The 16,503-nt window shown below is 70.5% G+C and carries 14 protein-coding genes; 8 read left to right on the forward strand and 6 right to left on the reverse strand.

From position 1 onward, the window contains the following. Nucleotides 1-853: 853 nt before the first annotated feature. The 3 genes from ABZY31_RS04895 to ABZY31_RS04905 form a co-directional block, all read right to left on the reverse strand. Nucleotides 854-2,311 (reverse strand): catalase, encoded by a 1,458-nt coding sequence (locus tag ABZY31_RS04895; protein WP_356404882.1) that lies wholly within the window; start codon nucleotides 2,309-2,311, stop codon nucleotides 854-856. A 263-nt stretch (nucleotides 2,312-2,574) separates the two neighbouring features. After that, complete coding sequence (locus ABZY31_RS04900) at nucleotides 2,575-3,465, reverse strand: 2-hydroxy-3-oxopropionate reductase (protein ID WP_356404884.1); 891 nt, start codon at nucleotides 3,463-3,465, stop codon at nucleotides 2,575-2,577. Between the two features lie 75 nt (nucleotides 3,466-3,540). After that, nucleotides 3,541-4,374 (reverse strand): TIM barrel protein, encoded by an 834-nt coding sequence (locus tag ABZY31_RS04905; RefSeq protein WP_356404886.1) that lies wholly within the window; start codon nucleotides 4,372-4,374, stop codon nucleotides 3,541-3,543. A 183-nt stretch (nucleotides 4,375-4,557) separates the two neighbouring features. Here ABZY31_RS04905 and ABZY31_RS04910 point away from each other — a divergent pair, with 183 nt between their 5' ends. The 7 genes from ABZY31_RS04910 to ABZY31_RS04940 all read left to right on the forward strand — a co-directional run bounded on the left by ABZY31_RS04910 (nucleotide 4,558) and on the right by ABZY31_RS04940 (nucleotide 10,560). Next, nucleotides 4,558-4,809 (forward strand): hypothetical protein, encoded by a 252-nt coding sequence (locus tag ABZY31_RS04910; protein ID WP_356404888.1) that lies wholly within the window; start codon nucleotides 4,558-4,560, stop codon nucleotides 4,807-4,809. Further along, nucleotides 4,806-5,204 carry a helix-turn-helix domain-containing protein gene (locus tag ABZY31_RS04915; RefSeq protein WP_356404890.1) on the forward strand — a complete coding sequence of 133 codons (399 nt, stop codon included), beginning with the start codon at nucleotides 4,806-4,808 and terminating at the stop codon, nucleotides 5,202-5,204. The genes ABZY31_RS04910 and ABZY31_RS04915 overlap by 4 nt, the downstream gene beginning before the upstream one ends. A 151-nt stretch (nucleotides 5,205-5,355) precedes the next feature. Beyond that, nucleotides 5,356-5,868, forward strand: a complete 513-nt coding sequence (gene uraD, locus ABZY31_RS04920; protein WP_356404892.1) for a 2-oxo-4-hydroxy-4-carboxy-5-ureidoimidazoline decarboxylase — start codon at nucleotides 5,356-5,358, stop codon at nucleotides 5,866-5,868. Then, nucleotides 5,865-6,269: a hydroxyisourate hydrolase gene (gene uraH, locus ABZY31_RS04925; protein WP_356404893.1), complete on the forward strand. Its 405-nt coding sequence runs from the start codon at nucleotides 5,865-5,867 to the stop codon at nucleotides 6,267-6,269. Before uraD ends, uraH begins: the two co-directional genes overlap by 4 nt. A gap of 2 nt (nucleotides 6,270-6,271) precedes the next feature. Next, nucleotides 6,272-7,195: a factor-independent urate hydroxylase gene (gene pucL / locus ABZY31_RS04930; RefSeq protein WP_356404895.1), complete on the forward strand. Its 924-nt coding sequence runs from the start codon at nucleotides 6,272-6,274 to the stop codon at nucleotides 7,193-7,195. 187 nt (nucleotides 7,196-7,382) lie between these two features. Further along, nucleotides 7,383-8,780, forward strand: a complete 1,398-nt coding sequence (locus ABZY31_RS04935; protein WP_356404897.1) for an 8-oxoguanine deaminase — start codon at nucleotides 7,383-7,385, stop codon at nucleotides 8,778-8,780. A gap of 388 nt (nucleotides 8,781-9,168) precedes the next feature. Continuing rightward, the gene (locus ABZY31_RS04940) at nucleotides 9,169-10,560 is read left to right on the forward strand and encodes a nucleobase:cation symporter-2 family protein (protein ID WP_356404899.1); all 1,392 of its coding nucleotides are present in this window, start codon (nucleotides 9,169-9,171) and stop codon (nucleotides 10,558-10,560) included. 98 nt (nucleotides 10,561-10,658) lie between these two features. On the opposite strand, the gene ABZY31_RS04945 is transcribed toward ABZY31_RS04940, so the two are convergent. The 3 genes from ABZY31_RS04945 to ABZY31_RS04955 form a co-directional block, all read right to left on the reverse strand. Continuing rightward, nucleotides 10,659-11,852 carry a hypothetical protein gene (locus tag ABZY31_RS04945; protein ID WP_356404901.1) on the reverse strand — a complete coding sequence of 398 codons (1,194 nt, stop codon included), beginning with the start codon at nucleotides 11,850-11,852 and terminating at the stop codon, nucleotides 10,659-10,661. A 328-nt stretch (nucleotides 11,853-12,180) separates the two neighbouring features. Further along, on the reverse strand, nucleotides 12,181-13,800 hold the full coding sequence (gene aceB / locus ABZY31_RS04950) for a malate synthase A (protein ID WP_356404903.1): 1,620 nt from the start codon (nucleotides 13,798-13,800) through the stop codon (nucleotides 12,181-12,183). A 250-nt stretch (nucleotides 13,801-14,050) separates the two neighbouring features. Continuing rightward, complete coding sequence (locus ABZY31_RS04955) at nucleotides 14,051-14,620, reverse strand: nucleotidyltransferase family protein (protein ID WP_356405281.1); 570 nt, start codon at nucleotides 14,618-14,620, stop codon at nucleotides 14,051-14,053. 393 nt (nucleotides 14,621-15,013) lie between these two features. Here ABZY31_RS04955 and ABZY31_RS04960 point away from each other — a divergent pair, with 393 nt between their 5' ends. Continuing rightward, on the forward strand, nucleotides 15,014-16,501 hold the full coding sequence (locus ABZY31_RS04960) for a PLP-dependent aminotransferase family protein (RefSeq protein WP_356404905.1): 1,488 nt from the start codon (nucleotides 15,014-15,016) through the stop codon (nucleotides 16,499-16,501). The last annotated feature ends 2 nt before the right edge of the window (nucleotides 16,502-16,503 follow it).

Below are 16,503 nucleotides of genomic sequence, written 5' to 3' on the forward strand. Positions count from 1 at the left end.
CCGCGACCACCTCGACACCGTCGCTGCCCAACTCAACGGCCGCCCACGCAAAACGCTCGGCTGGGAAACCCCAGCCGAGCGCCTGCATAAACTGCCCGCAGCCTGATCCATACGACCACGTGTTGCGACGACCCCTAGAAACCGCCAAGGAGGGACGGGGGCCTTCCCGCGTCCGGTGTCTGGTACGGGCCCCCGCACGCCCTCCTCGGGCCGCGGCCCCCGGCTCCACGTCCCCCGTACCGGTGCCGGTGCCGGTGCCGGTGGCGGTGGGCAGTGCCGGGGCCCGCTCCACCACCAGGCAACCGCTCAAGGCGCGCCCGGACGCCGTCCCATGGGCTTCGCGGGCAGGAGCGGCGGGAGCCGCAGGAAGGGCGCTGCGGGAGGCCTCGTCCGTACGGCCGGCCCCGGGGCGCCCCGCTCCTGACCGCCCCGCCCCGGGCGTCGTCGACGTACCGGCCGTGGACGCCGGACACGACAAAGCGCCGCGTCACGGGACCGTCCGTGACGCGGCGCTCTGGTGTGTGACCGCCCGACGGGACGAGGCTGGCGCGACAGGACGTTCGCACCCGCCGGGCGGGGTCTTGGGTACAGGGGGGCGCTGTGCGCGGCCCCTGCACGGGTGGGAGGTCGTGCAGGAAGAGGCTGGGACCGCGGTGGTGGCGACAGGACACCTTGGCTTCGTCTCCCTCAGGTCAAGAGACAAGCCGCTGGGCCTTTACCACCGCACTGGCTCGACACCACCGCGGTCCTCGTCCTGCCCTCACCGCGTACCACCCCTCATCCGGGTCCACGGTGCGGGCCGAGCGTCCGGAATCTGACCTCCCGTCACATTCCGGACGCAGCTCGGGGGCTCCTAGCCTTCGCGCAGGGCGCGAACGGCCTCCTCGACGCGCTTGCCGTAGTCGGCGTCGGCGGCGTGGAAGTGAGCCAGGTTCTTCTCGATGACGTGCTCGAGGGTGACCTGCGAGAGGCCGCCGGCGATGTTCGCCACCAGACGCTGCTTGGCGTCCTCGGACATCAGGCGGTACAGCTCACCGGCCTGGAAGAAGTCGTCGTCCTTGGTGTGCGCCGGGGCCTCGTGCGTGCCCGTGTGGCCGCTGACCGCGAGCGGAGCGCCGAGCGCCAGACCGGTCTCGGCCGGACCCTGGTACGAGTTGGGCTCGTAGTTCTTGTCGTGGCGCGAGCCGTTGCGCAGCGCCATCACGCCGTCGCGGCCGTAGTTCTGGGCCTGCGTCGCCTTCGGGGCGTTGACCGGCAGCAGGGTGTGGTTCACACCGAGGCGGTAGCGCTGGGCGTCGGCGTACGCGAAGAGGCGGCCCTGGAGCATCTTGTCCGGCGAGGCGGTGATGCCCGGGACGAAGTTGTTCGGGGAGAACGCCGACTGCTCGACCTCGGCGAAGACGTTGTCCGGGTTGCGGTCGAGGACAAGGCGGCCCACGCGCTGCAGCGGGTAGTCGGCGTGCGGCCACACCTTGGTGAGGTCGAACGGGTTGAAGCGGTAGTCCGCGGCCTCGGCGGCGGGCATGATCTGGACGTAGAGGGTCCAGCTCGGGTGCACGCCGCGCTCGATCGCCTGGAGCAGGTCGGTCTGGTGCGAGTTGGCGTCCTTGCCGACCAGCTCGGCGGCCTGCTCGGCGGAGAGGCAGCGGATGCCCTGGTTCGTCTTGAAGTGGTACTTGACGAAGAAGGCCTCGCCCTGGGCGTTGGTCCACTGGTAGGTGTGGGAGCCGTAGCCGTTCATGTGGCGGTAGGACGCCGGGATGCCGCGGTCACCCATCAGCCAGGTGATCTGGTGCGTCGCCTCGGGGGCGTGCGCCCAGAAGTCCCAGACGTTGTCCGGCTCCTGCTTGCCCGTGAAGGGGTCGCGCTTCTGGGAGTGGATGAAGTCGGGGAACTTGATCGGGTCCTTGATGAAGAACACCGGGGTGTTGTTGCCGACGAGGTCGTAGTTGCCCTCTTCGGTGTAGAACTTCAGCGCGAAACCGCGGGGGTCGCGCACGGCGTCCGCGCCGCCGAGCGAGTCGGCCACGGTGGAGAACCGCAGGAAGGTCTCGGTCTTCTTGCCGACCGTGTTCAGGAACGCCGCGCTGGTGTACGCCGTGACGTCGTCCGTCACCTCGAAGTGGCCGTAGGCGGCGCTGCCGCGGGCGTGCACCACGCGCTCCGGGATGCGCTCGCGGTTGAAGCGGGCGAGCTTCTCCAGGAGCTGCTGGTCCTGGATCAGGAGCGGGCCACCGACGCCGGCGGTGGCGGAGTTCTGGTTGTCGGCGACCGGGGCGCCGGACTCGGTCGTCAGCGTGCGCTTCGACATGGTGACCTTCCGTACGGGAACTGCTGGCGGAAAGGGTCTTCCGTCATGCGGAGGTGAGCCTAGGTTCGGCTCGAACTTACCGTCAACAGTTTGTTGAAGAAAGATGAAGAGAGAGGGTCCGGGGCCGGGCGGCCCGGGGAGTGGTGATCCGGACGGTGCCGACGCCTGGGCGCGACAGGACAGGTGTCAGCGCCGGCACCATCCGGAAACTCGGGGCTCCCGGTGGGGGAGCGGAGCGGCGGCCCGGCGTGCGGGCCGCCGGCTCAGATCTGCGCGCCGGAGAGGCGCTCGACCGCGCGCAGCAGGGCGGAGTGATCCAGGCCGCCGTCACCCTGGGCGCGCAGCGAGGCGACCAGCTGGGCGACGACCGCGCCGACCGGAAGGGCCGCACCGACGTTGCGGGCGGCGTCGGTGACGATGCCCATGTCCTTGTGGTGCAGGTCGATCCGGAAGCCGGGCTTGAAGTCGCGGTTCAGGAAGTTGTCCTTCTTGCGGGTCAGGACCGTGGAGCCGGCCAGACCGCCGTTGAGGACGTCCAGGGCGGCCTGGAGGTTCACGCCGGACTTCTCGAGGAAGACGACCGCCTCGGCGCACGCCTGGATGTTCACCGCGACGATGAGCTGGTTCGCGGCCTTGACCGTCTGGCCGGAGCCGTGCGGGCCGCAGAGCACGATGGTCTTGCCGAGGGCCTCCAGGATCGGGAGCGCCTCGTCGAAGTCGGCCTGCTCGCCGCCGACCATGATCGACAGGACGGCCTCGATGGCACCGGCCTCGCCACCGGAGACGGGCGCGTCGATGACGCGGATGCCCTTCTCGGCGGCGTTCTTCGCCAGGTCGATCGAGGTCTGCGGGGTGATCGACGACATGTCGATGACCAGCGCGCCGGACTTGGCGTTCTCGAGGATGCCGTTCTCGCCGTAGGCGATGGCCTCGACCTGCGGGGAGGCGGGCACCATCGTGATGACGACGTCGGCGTCCTTGACGGCCTCGGCGATCGAGCCGGCCGCATTGCCGCCGGCGGCCGCCAGGCGGTCCAGCTTGTCCTGCTCCAGCGTGAAGCCGGTGACCTTGTAGCCGGCCTTCAGGAGGTTCTCGGCCATGGGGGAGCCCATGATTCCGAGGCCGATCCAGGCGATCTTGGGGAGGGTGCTCATGATGAGGGTCCTTCTCTTAATGCTTCGTACGAAAAGTGTGGGGCGTGCCTGGCCGATCGCCTGGACTTCGTCCGCCTAGCGCGCTGCGCGCGCCTCGGCGGGCAGCCACGCGAAGGACGCGGCGGCGTCGGCGGCCTTGTACTCGAGGCCTACGTAGCCCTCGTATCCGGCCTTCTTCAGCTGGTCCAGCAGCCCCTCCAGGGGCAGCTCGCCGGTGCCGGGGGCGCCGCGCCCGGGCTTGTCGGCGATCTGGACGTGGCCGGTCTTGGCGGCGTACTTTTCGATGACCTCGGAGAGGTCCTCATCGTTCATCGCCAGGTGGTACAGGTCGAGCAGGAACTTGGCGTTGCCGAGGCCGGTGGCCTCGTTCACCTTGTCCACGACCTCGATGCCGGCCGGCGCGCTCACCAGCGGGTAGAGCGGCGACTCGGGCTTGTTCAGGGTCTCGATCAGCAGGATCGCCCCGACCCGGTCGGCGGCGCGGGCCGCCACGACCAGGTTCTTCAGGGCCAGCTCGTCCTGGACGGCCGGGTCCACGCCCTCGACGCGGTTGCCGTAGAGGGCGTTCAGCGCCTTGCAGCCGACCGAGGCGGCGAAGTCCGCCGCCACGTCGATGTTGGCGTTGAAGCGGTCCGACTCCTCTCCGGGCACGGAGACCGCGCCGCGGTCCGGCCCGGGCAGCTGGCCGGCGTAGAAGTTCAGGCCCACCAGCTGCGTGCCGGCGTCCTCGAGGGCCTTCTTGAGGGCGTCCAGCTCGGACTGGGCGGGAGTGGGGGTTTCGATCCAGGGCCACCACAGCTCGACCGCCGTGAAGCCGGCCGCGGCGGCAGCCGCGGGACGCTCCAGGAGCGGGAGTTCCGTGAAGAGGATCGAGAGGTTCACATCGAAGCGCTGGTCCGTGTATCCCATGAGGGGTGTGCGCTCCTTCCGTATTGCGGAAGTTGTTTTCTGCCTGATGGAAGACTGCAAGCAGGGCGGCGTACTTGTCAAGTGCGCACCGCCGGAAAGTCCCGTTCGCCCGCGGCGCCCGCCGTGCGCCCGCGGGACGGAGGCGCTGTCGCGCCGCCCCCGGCTGCCGGGTAGCTTGACCGCGTGCGATTGAGAGTGGAGTTCACGACCGAGCCCTTCGACCTCGAAGAGGCCCCCGACCATGCCGTGGCCGCTCGCGAGGTCATGCGGCGGGCCCGGCTGGACGCGGTGGACGTCGGCCCCTTCGGCAACACCGCCGAGGGCGAATCGGCCGCCGTGCTGGACGCGGTCACCGCGTTGCTGCGCGACGCGCTGGGCGCCGGGGCCACCCGCGTGTCCCTCCAGGTCAATGTGATCGGGGAGGACACCCCGTGACCGAGCCCCGTGATCACCCGTTCGTCGCCGCGGTCAAGCCGCTCGTGGACGCGATGGGCGGCGAGCTGATGGACCCCGCCCTGGCCCAGCCCGACGACGTCGTCCTCTCCTGGGAGGGCAAGGACGTGCTCGCCGTACGGCTGCCGCAGCTGTCCGACTCCCTGGACCACATCCTGGCGGCGCTGGAGCGCCGGCACGGCGTGCCGCTGGCGCAGCTGGACCGAAAGACCAAGCAGGACGTGGTCCGGATACTCGAGGCGCGCGGCGCCTTCTCGGTCCGGCACGGCGTGGAGACGGTCGCGGGGGCCCTCGGGGTCAGCCGCTTCACGGTCTACAACTACTTGAACAGGGAGTCGAACCCTCCCCGGGGGGCCGCCAAGCCGACCCCGGAGTGAACGCCGCCTGACCCACGGTGACGAGCCGCCGCCCTATTCATCCGGGCGGCGGCTTTTGTGTACGGGAAGTTTCAACAAAGTGTTGACGCGGTGTTGTCGAGGGCGTTAGCTATGCCCAGCCCGTTAAGCAACAAGGCCACGGAGGCCTACCGTGACTTCGAGTCCGACCCCGGGTCTCTCCCGGATCAACACCTTGGACGACAGCGCGGCCACGGCTGAGCTGCACGAGGTGTGCGCCAGCTCGGCCTGGGTGGGCAAACTGCTCGCCCAGCGCCCCTTCTCCACCGTCGACTCCCTCTTCTCGGCCAACGAATCCGCCATGGCGGAGCTGACCGCCGAGGACCTGGGCGAGGCCATGGGGGGCCACGCGCCGATCGGCCGGCCGAAGCCCGGTGACCCGACCTCCGCCCGCGAACAGCGGGGGATGGCCGGCGCTTCCGAAGAGCTGAAGGCCGAGCTGCTCGAACTGAACCTGGCCTACCAGGAGAAGTTCGGTCACGTCTTCCTCATCTGCGCCACCGGTGCGACCGGTGAGTTCATGCGGGACGCGGTCAAGACCCGGATCGGCAACTCGCCGGAGCAGGAGCGGGAGATCGCCCGCGGCGAGCTGGTCAAGATCAACCGGATCCGTCTGACCCGCCTCGTGGAGGAAGAGAGCGCATGAGCACCGACACCACCGCTTCCGTGTCCACGCACATCCTGGACACGAGCATCGGCCGCCCCGCCGAAGGCGTGGCCATCGCCCTGTCGGCCCGTACGGGCCTCGACGGCGCGTGGGCCGCCCTGGGCGGCTCCGCCACCGACGCGGACGGCCGCTGCAAGGACCTGCCGGCTCTGCCGGAGGGCACCACCCACGTACGGCTCGATTTCGAGACCGAGACGTACTTCTCGAACAAGCACAGTGCACACAAGCAAGCCGAGGCGCAGCAGGACGCCCCCCGCGTAAGGGACAGCGGTGCGTTCTTCCCCGAGGTGACCATCACGTTCGCGGTCAACCCGGGCGAGCACTACCACGTACCGCTGCTGCTCAACCCGTTCGGCTACTCCGTTTACCGAGGGAGCTAGTCATGGCCACGATTCTGGGCCAGAACCAGTACGGCAAGGCAGAGAACCGCGTCGTCAAGATCACGCGGGACGGCGACACCCACCACATCAAGGACCTGAACGTCTCGGTCGCCCTCTCCGGCGACATGGACGACGTGCACTACTCCGGCTCGAACGCGAACGTCCTTCCGACGGACACCACCAAGAACACGGTGTACGCCTTCGCCAAGGAGTACGGCATCGAGTCCGCCGAGCAGTTCGGCATCCACCTGGCGCGCTGGTTCGTCACCAGCCAGGAGCCGATCCAGAAGGCCCGGATCCGGATCGAGGAGTACTCCTGGTCCCGGATCGCCACCTCGGACGCCAACTCCAAGTTCATCGGCTCCGACGAGGTGAACCACTCCTTCGTCCGCGAGGGCCAGGAGACCCGGGTCACCCAGATCACGTACGACGGCCAGAACTGGGAGGTCATCTCCGGCCTCAAGGACCTGGTCGTCATGAACTCCACGAACTCCGAGTTCTGGGGTTACGTGAAGGACAAGTACACGACCCTCAAGGAAGCCTACGACCGGATCCTGGCCACCCAGGTCTCGGCCCGCTGGCGCTTCAACTGGTCGGACGACGAGCAGCGGATGCCCAACTGGGAGAAGTCCTACGCCGAGACCCGCAAGCACATGCTGCAGGCCTTCGCGGAGACCTACTCCCTGTCGCTGCAGCAGACCCTCTACCAGATGGGTTCGCGCATCATCAACCACCGTTCGGAGATCGACGAGGTCCGCTTCTCGCTCCCGAACAAGCACCACTTCCTCGTCGACCTGGAGCCCTTCGGCCTCAAGAACGACAACGAGGTCTACTTCGCCGCTGACCGCCCGTACGGGCTGATCGAGGCGACGGTCCTGCGGGACGGCGTCGACGCCCGCATCCCCGTGGACATGACCAACCTCTGACGCGGCACGCGCGTCCCGGGGCTCCGCAGTGGCCCCGGGACCGCGACACTCTCCAACTTCCTGAATCGGCACCCGGACGCACCACACGGGGCGGCAGTACTGTCAGCTGTCAAGGCCTCCGGCTCCGGCACTCAAAACCCTGGGCTTTGCCGTGCCCGTACCGCCACTGAAAGCACGAGGAAGTCCCATGGCAGCATCGGCAGCCATTGACGGCGCGGTAGAGCGCATCGTCATCGAGAACTGTGCGATTGCGACCGTCGACGCGAACGACACCGAGTACGCCTCGGGTCACGTCGTCGTCGCCGGCAACAGGATCGAGTCCATCGGCGCGGGCAGGGCCCCCGAGAACCTCCTGAACGTCGTCCGTCGGATCGACGGCACCGGGCACCTCGTGACCCCCGGTCTGGTCAACACGCACCACCACTTCTACCAGTGGATCACGCGCGGTCTGGCCACCGACCACAACCTCTTCAACTGGCTCGTCGCGCTGTACCCGACCTGGGCGCGCATCGACGAGCAGATGACGTACACGGCCGCCCAGGGTTCGCTGGCGATGATGGCCAAGGGTGGTGTGACCACCGCGATGGACCACCACTACGTCTTCCCCAAGGGCTCCGGCGACCTCTCCGGCTCGATCATCCGCGCCGCGTCCGAGATGGGCGTCCGCTTCACCCTCGCCCGCGGCTCGATGGACCGCAGCGAGAAGGACGGCGGTCTGCCGCCGGACCACGCGGTCGAGACCCTCGAAGGCGCGCTCGCCGACACCGAGGCGACCGTCAAGAAGCACCACGACCACTCCTTCGACGCGATGACCCAGGTCGCCGTCGCGCCGTGCTCCCCCTTCTCGGTTTCGACCGAGCTGCTGAAGCAGGGCGCCGAGCTGGCCCGCCGCCTCGGCGTGCGCATGCACACGCACGGCTCGGAGACCGTCGAGGAGGAGCAGTTCTGCAAGGAACTGTTCGGCATGGGCCCGACCGACTACTTCGAGTCGACCGGCTGGCTCGGTGAGGACGTGTGGATGGCGCACAGCGTCCACATGAACGACTCCGACATCGCCGCCTTCGCCCGTACCAAGACCGGTGTGGCGCACTGCCCGTCCTCCAACGCGCGCCTCGCCGCGGGCATCGCCCGCGTCCCCGACATGCTCGCCGCCGGCGTCCCGGTCGGCCTCGGCGTGGACGGCACCGCCTCCAACGAGTCGGGCGAGCTGCACACCGAGCTGCGCAACGCGCTGCTCATCAACCGCCTCAACCCCGTCCACCGCGAGCGCGCCCTCAATGCGCGCCAGGCCCTGCGCCTCGGTACGTACGGCGGCGCCCAGGTGCTCGGCCGCGCCGACAACATCGGTTCGCTGGAGGTCGGCAAGTGCGCCGACCTGGTGATGTGGAACCTGAGCACGCTGGCCCACTCCTCGATCGCCGACCCGGTGACCGCCCTGGTCTTCGGCGCCGCGGCCCCGGTGACCCTGTCGCTGGTCAACGGCAAGCAGATCGTCGAGAACAACCGACTGCTCTTCGCGGACGAGGACGCCATCGCGGTGTCCACCCGGGAAGAGGCGCAGCGCCTCGCGCGACTGCAGTCCTAGCGATCCGGCCGTGCAGGCCTGATCCCACGGAGTCCGGTCGGGGGGGACGGCCCCCGACCGGTCGCCGCGGACCCGAGCGGGGTCCGCGGCAGCCGGTCCCGGGCGGTGCCGCGTTCCTACGGCGCCCCCGGGGACGGTGACTCGTGCCACCGGCTCCACGGCACGTGCCCCCGCGCCACTGCCACGGCACCTCCAGCTCTCGCTGCCCCACGACTTCCCGGAGAACGACTCGGGCGAATCGTTCCTCCACCTCGTCGCCTGCCCCCATGAGCACCCACAGGCACACCCCACAACCGAACACCGTTTCCAAGGCTCGACTCGCACAGCTTTCGCACCACCTCCAAGACACCCACGTCCCTGCCGACGTGTTACCCGACCGGAGGAAGCCGTGGCCGCAACGCCCAGGTTTCGCAAAGACGCAGTCGCAGTACCGCAGGAGAAGCACCCGGTCGACGAGACCCTGCCTCCGCTGAAAATGTTCACCAGCGGTCTCCAGCACGTGGCGGCCATGTACGCCGGCGTGGTCGCACCGCCCATGATCGTCGGGCCGGCCGTCGGACTCTCCCCGACCGAGACCGCGTTCCTGATGGGCGCCTCGCTCTTCACCGCGGGACTCGCCACCCTCCTCCAGACCCTCGGGTTCTGGAAGATCGGCGCCCGGCTCCCCTTCGTCAACGGCGTCTCCTTCGCCGGTGTGACCCCGATGATCGCGATAGGCAAGGGCGAGGGCGCGGACGCCATCCCCGTCATCTTCGGCGCGATCATGGTCGCCGGTCTGGTGGGCTTCTTCGCGGCCCCCTACTTCGGCAAACTGGTCCGCTTCTTCCCGCCGGTCGTCACCGGTACGGTGATCACCCTCATCGGCGTCTCGCTCCTGCCCGTGGCCTTCAACTGGTCCCAGGGCGGCAACCGCACCGCGACCGACTACGGATCGATGAAGAACATCGGGATGGCCGCGGTCACCCTGGTCATCGTCCTGCTGATGCGCAAGTTCCTGCGCGGCTTCCTCCAGCAGATCGCCATCCTGCTCGGCCTGGTCGCCGGCACGCTCCTCGCGATCCCGCTGGGCATGACCGACTTCGGCCCCATCAAGAGCGCGGACGTGGTCGGCTTCCCGTCCCCCTTCCACTTCGGGGCGCCGCAGTTCCAGGTCGCCGCCATCATCTCGATGTGCATCGTCATGCTGGTCTGCATGACCGAGTCCACCGCCGACATCCTGGCGCTGGGCAAGATAGTCGGCCGCCCGGCGGACGCGAGGACCATCGAGGGCGGTCTGCGCGCCGACACCCTCGGCAGCGCCATCAGCCCGCTCTTCAACGGCTTCATGTGCAGCGCCTTCGCCCAGAACATCGGGCTGGTCGCCATGACGAAGGTGCGCAGCCGGTTCGTCGTCGCGGCCGGCGGCGGCATCCTGATCCTGCTCGGCCTGTGCCCGATGGCGGCCTCCGTCATCGCGCTGGTCCCGCTGCCGGTGCTCGGTGGCGCGGGCATCGTCCTCTTCGGATCGGTCGCGGCCAGCGGCATCCAGACCCTGGCGGGCGCCGCCATGGAGAAGGGCGAGAACGCGCTGATCGTCGCCGCTTCCCTCGGGATCGGCCTGATCCCGATCGCCGCGCCGACCTTCTACCACGCCTTCCCGAAGGACCTGCTCGTCGTCCTCGACTCCGGCATCAGCACGGGCTGCGTGGTGGCCATCGTGCTCAATCTGGCCTTCAACCACCTGGGCAGCCGCAAGGGCGTGGCCCCGGCCACCGCCCCGGAAGCGGTCCCGGCGCACTGAACGGCCGTACGGCGGTGCGCACGCCACCCACTGCGGGTGTGGCGTGCGCACCGCCGTATGCGCGTGTGCGCGTACGGCCCACCTGGGCGTGCGAGGGCTTACGGCGCCGGGGTCAGGTACATCCCGCTCTGGTCGCCGCCCGCGGTGTTGCGGCAGCCGAAGGCGGTGGCCGCGGGCTGGGACAGGACCAGGGAAAGGCAGCGGCCGGCGGCGAGTTGGCCGAAGTAGTTCGGGTGCATGTCCTCCTGGATGGGCCCCTGGGTCTGGCTGCTGTCGATCCAGCGCGCCCACTCGCTCGTCTTCGCCGACGCGGGCGACGCCGTGGTCACCAGCTTGCTCGCCCTGGCGCAGACCTCCCGGCCCTGCATCATGTCCCGCAGGTCCAGGAACTGCGTGCCCTTGGCGGCGGCGACGGCCTTCAGACGGTTCGCGATCTGCGGCACGAGCGAGTCCCGCGCCCAGTCCGAGTCCTTGTTCCAGAAGGGGCAGCCGCCGGTGTTCACGCGGCTCCAGTCGCTCTGCGGGTAGCGGTTCTCCGCGCCGCGCGGGATCGGCGAAGGGTAGGACTGCAGCACGATCCGGTACGCGGAGTCGGCGTAACCGGCGCCGCGCATCACGGCGCGGACCTCGTCGACGGACTTGCCGACCTTCGCCATGACCGCGTCCATCTTCTGGTCGACGACCGCCTGCTGATCGTCGTAGCAGTAGGAGCCCCAGAGCACGAAGTCGTACGCGCACTCCTGGATGATGTCGGCGAAGCCGAGGTCGTTGCCGCCCACGGACAGCGCGATGACCTTGACGTCGTTCGCCGCGGCAACCCCGGCGAGCTGATCGGCCTGCGGGGCCTCGCCCTTGAAGGGCACGCCGCCGTTGGAGGCGCGGAACACGTTGTCCGTGACGGCGCCGGAGCAGGCCAGGTTGACCGCCACGTCGGCGACCGCCCCCGCGCTGCGGACCTCGGCCGAGTCCGATCGGTCGCACCCGCCCGCGGTGGCGCCGTACACCTTCGACGGGTCGTAGCTGCTGCCGGTGGTCCAGGCGCGGTCGGTGCCGGTGCGACTGCCGCTGTTGGTCAGGCTGTTGCCCTTCCAGCGGCCGCCCTCACCGGAGATGTAGCTGTCGCCCAGGGAGACCACGGCGGTGGGTCCGTTGCCCGGGCCGGCGGCCGCGGTACCGGCCCCGCCCGCCAGCAGGGCGCTGACGGCGAGCGGAAGGACCAGACCGGCCCCGGCGAGTCGTCGCACACGACTGCGGGTCCGGTTCTTCTTGCTGACGGTGCGGAATCCGATCACTGCGGAACTCCTGCGGTCGGCCACGCCGAAGTCGCGCACGACTCCGGTGCATGGCTGCGTTGGTGGGGGTACCGCCGGCCGGTGGCAACCGGAAAGGTGACACGCGGCACGTTGTTACCGCTAGGTAGCCGCAGATTACGATGACGTAACGCCCGACCGTACGTTCGGTCCCCGCTGGTCGCCGGCGTCCGGAAACGCGAAAGGTCCGGCCCGGTACCTGGGGAGGTACCGGGCCGGACCTTTCGCTGCCTGCGGCGCCTGCGGCGCTTCGGCTGCTGTGCGAGTTCAGCCGAGGGGCGGGGCGGAGCGGGCTGGTGGGGCGGGTGGGTCAGCCGGTGAGCTGGTCGTACGCCGGGAGGGTCAGGAAGTCGGCGTAGTCCGCGTCGAGGGAGACCTGCAGGAGCAGGTCGTGGGCCTGCTGCCACTTGCCGTTCGCGAACGCTTCCTCGCCGACCTCGGCGCGGATCGCGGCGAGTTCGGCGGCGGCGACCTCGCGGGCCAGGTCGGCCGTGGCCAGGGTGCCGTCCTCGAAGACGACGCCCGCGTTGATCCACTGCCAGATCTGCGAGCGCGAGATCTCGGCCGTGGCGGCGTCCTCCATCAGGCCGAAGATGCCGACGGCGCCCAGGCCGCGCAGCCACGCCTCGATGTACCGGATGCCGACCTGGACGGCGTTGCGCAGGCCCTCGTACGTCGGCTTCGCGTCCAGGGAGTCGATCGCGATCAGCTCGCCGGGCGCCACCGAGACGTCCTCGCGCAGCCGGTCCTTCTGGTTCGGCTTCTCGCCGAGCACCGCGTCGAAGGAGGCCATCGCGATCGGGACCAGGTCCGGGTGGGCGACCCAGGAGCCGTCGAAGCCGTCGCCCGCCTCGCGGTCCTTGTCGGCCTTGACCTTCTCGAAGGCGACCTTGTTGATCTCGGCGTCCTTGCGGGACGGGATGAAGGCCGCCATGCCGCCGATGGCGTGCGCGCCGCGCTTGTGGCAGGTGCGCACCAGCAGTTCGGTGTACGCCCGCATGAACGGGGCGGTCATCGTCACCGCGTTGCGGTCCGGCAGCACGAACTTCTCGCCGCCGTCACGGAAGTTCTTCACGATCGAGAAGAGGTAGTCCCAGCGGCCCGCGTTCAGGCCGGCGGCGTGGTCGCGCAGCTCGTAGAGGATCTCCTCCATCTCGTACGCGGCGGTGATCGTCTCGATGAGGACGGTCGCGCGGACGGTCCCCTGCGGGATGCCGACGTAGTCCTGCGCGAAGACGAAGATCTCGTTCCAGAGGCGCGCCTCCAGGTGGGACTCGGTCTTCGGCAGGTAGAAGTACGGGCCCTTGCCGAGGTCGATCAGGCGCTGCGCGTTGTGGAAGAAGTAGAGGCCGAAGTCCACGAGCGCGCCGGGGACCGGGCGGCCGTCGATCTGGAGGTGGCGCTCCTGGAGGTGCCAGCCGCGGGGGCGCATGACCACCGTGGCGAGCTGCTCCGCGGGCTTGAGGGCGTACGCCTTGCCGGTGCGCGCGTCGGTGAAGTCGATCCGGCGCTCGTAGGCGTCGATCAGGTTGAGCTGGCCGGTGACGACGTTCTCCCAGGTGGGAGCCGAGGCGTCCTCGAAGTCCGCGAGCCAGACCTTGGCGCCCGAGTTCAGGGCGTTGATGGTCATCTTCCGGTCGGTGGGACCGGTGATCTCCACGCGGCGGTCGTTGAGCGCGGCCGGGGCCGGCGCGACCTTCCAGTCGCCCTCGCGGACCTGTGCGGTGTCCGGGAGGAAGTCGAGGCTGGAGGTGCGGGCGATCTCGGCGCGCCGGTCGGCGCGGCGGGCGAGCAGTTCGTCGCGGCGGGGGGTGAACCGCCGGTGCAGCTCGGCCACGAAGGCGAGGGCCGCTTCGGTGAGGACCTCGTCCTGCCGGGGCAGGGGCTCGGCGTCGACGATGGCCAGCGGGGACGGCGCTGGTGCGGACATAACTGTCACTCCTTCAGCGGCGGTGCCTGGCGGCCGCGGGGGAATGCTCGCGCATGCGGCACGCAGTGCCGCGGACTGGAGAGAGTTCCGGGAAACGGTCGCGGGCGCCGTCTGTGGTTCAGGGCGCTTCTGACCAGTGGATAGTAATTTCCTCATGGTGGAAGTTCAATGGTTTGTTGATATCGAGATTCTCCGGGTCGACAGATTCCGTCGTTCGGTGGCCCTCGGTGCCAACGCGGTCACACCCCGCTCAACCGAGACGCGCCAGGTCGGGCGGCGTGTCGATGTCGAAGGCCTCCGCAATGTCCCCGCACTCCACCAGGATCAGCTCGTCGGCGTGTCGCGCCAGGTGGACCCGGGCCCCCCGGTCGCCGGCGGCCGTCGCCGCGATGTCCGCCCACCGGTCCGCGCCGAAGAGCACCGGGTGGCCGCGCTCGCCCCCGTACGCCGCCGCGGCCAGGGTCGCGGGGGAGCGGTAGGCCTCCCGGACCCGGGCCACCGCCGCCGCGCCGATGCCCGGCTGGTCCACCAGCGAGACCAGCGCCGCGGCTGCGTCCGTACCCGCCAGCGAGGCCAGCCCGACCCGCAGCGACGAGCCCATGCCCTCGGCCCAGTCCGGGTTGTCGACCACCACGCAGCCGGTCAGGTCCGCCCGCTCGCGCACCTCGCGCGCCGCCGCGCCCAGCACCACGTGCACGGGAGCGCAGCCCGCCTCGCGCAGCACGCGGACCGCGTTCTCGATCAGCGGGCGGCCGAGGTAGGGCAGCAGGGCCTTGGGCCGCCCGCCGAGCCGGCGCCCCCCGCCCGCCGCGAGCAGCAGGCCCGCGACCCCCGCCCCGGGCGTCACCGGGCCAGGAGCGGGGCCTACGGGTGCGGAGTCGACGCGTGCGGGGCCGACCCGAGCGGTGTCGGCTGCGGGGTCGGGCGGGGCCGACGCGGCGGCCGGGGTGTCTGCCATGCCCCCGATTCTCTCCCCGTACCCGGCCGGGCCGACCGCAGGAGGGCCGGTACGGACGCCAGCGCCCGCCGGATCCGGGCCGCGGCGCCACCCACCCGCAGCGGAACCGCGATCCGGTTCTCGGCGGCCCGAGCCAGCGCTCGTTCGTCTCGGTCGGTCAGCATCTTTTCCTCACGTCCTTGCCAATCGGGGTCCAATACGGTCAGTCTGGACCTCGATTGGCCTGGCAGGCAGAGCCAATCAGGGGAGGTTGGCATGGCGAACGAGCGAGTGGTCCACACGGCGGACAGGGCCATAGGCAGCCGCCAGCTCGCCGCCCTGCTGCCCGCGGACGTCCGCGCCCGCCCCGGCTACCGCGGCCTCGCCGAGGCCGTCCGCACCCTGATCCTCGACGGCCGGATCGCCCTGCACGTGCGCCTCCCAGCCGAGCGCGATTTCGCCGAGGCCGTCGGCGCCAGCCGGGCCACCGTCTCCAGCGCCTACGACCTGCTGCGCGAGAGCGGATACGTCCGCAGCCGCCGCGGCTCCGGCACCTGGACCGAACTGCCCGACGGACACGCCCCGGTCGGCGCCCACGCGCTCCTCGGGACCGGCGGCTACAGCGCCGACGGCGAGCCCGGCATCGACCTGGCCATCGCCGCCATGGGCGCGCCCGACGGCAGCCTCGCCGAGGCCCTGGCCTGGGCGGCTCCCCGGCTGCCCGCCCTCGCCCGCACCCCCGGCTACCACCCCTTCGGCCTGCCCGACCTGCGCGCGGCCGTCGCCGACCGCTTCACCCGGCGCGGCCTGCCCACCCGGCCCGAACAGATCCTGGTCACCTCGGGCGCCCAGCAGGCCTTCACGCTGGTCACCAGCCTGCTCTGCCGCCCCGGAGACCGGGTGGTCACCGAGAACCCGACCTACGCCAACGCCCTCGACGCGCTGCGCCGCGCGGGGCTGCGCACCGCCTCCATCGCCGTCTCCGACGCCGGGTGGGACATGGAGATCGCCGAGTCCACGCTGCGCCAGACCGTGCCGCGCCTGGCCTACGTCATACCGGACTTCCAGAACCCGACGGGCGCCCTCATGCCCGAGGAGCAGCGGCTGCGGCTGCTGGCCGCCACCCGCCGCACCGGCACCTGGCTGGTCGTCGACGAGACCATCGCCGACATCGCCCTCGACGTGCCCGCGCCACCGCCCCTGGCCTCGCTCGCGCCGCGCGGCGGCGCCGACCACGTGGTCACCATCGGCTCGCTGAGCAAGACGCACTGGGGAGGGCTCCGGGTCGGCTGGATCCGCGCCACCGGCAAGATGATCGCCGAGCTGACGACCGCACGCGTCTGCGCCGACATGACCGGGTCCGTGCTCGACCAGCTCGTCGCGCTGCCCCTGCTGGCGGGGCTCGACCGGTCGCTGCCCGTGCGGCTCGCGGAGCTGCGGGAGCGCCGGGCCGCGCTGACCGGCTCGCTCCGGCGGCACGCGCCCGAGTGGTCCTGGCAGGTGCCGCCCGGCGGCCTCTCGCTCTGGGTGGACCTCGGCGAACCGGTCAGTTCCGCCCTCGCCGACCGCGCCCGGGCCGGCGGGGTGCACATCGGCCGCGGCGCCCGCTTCGGGGTGGACCCGGGGACCTTCGAACACCGGCTGCGCATCCCGTACACGCTCCCCGCCGAGCTGCTCGACGAGGGCGTGCGCCGCCTCGCCGCGGCCTTCCACGACGGCGTGCCGCTGGCGCCCGCGGTGGAGCGACCGCACTGGGTGGCGTAGGG

The organism is Streptomyces sp. NPDC006529, assembly GCF_040611795.1.
In the GTDB taxonomy this organism is placed as follows: Bacteria; Actinomycetota; Actinomycetes; order Streptomycetales; family Streptomycetaceae; genus Streptomyces.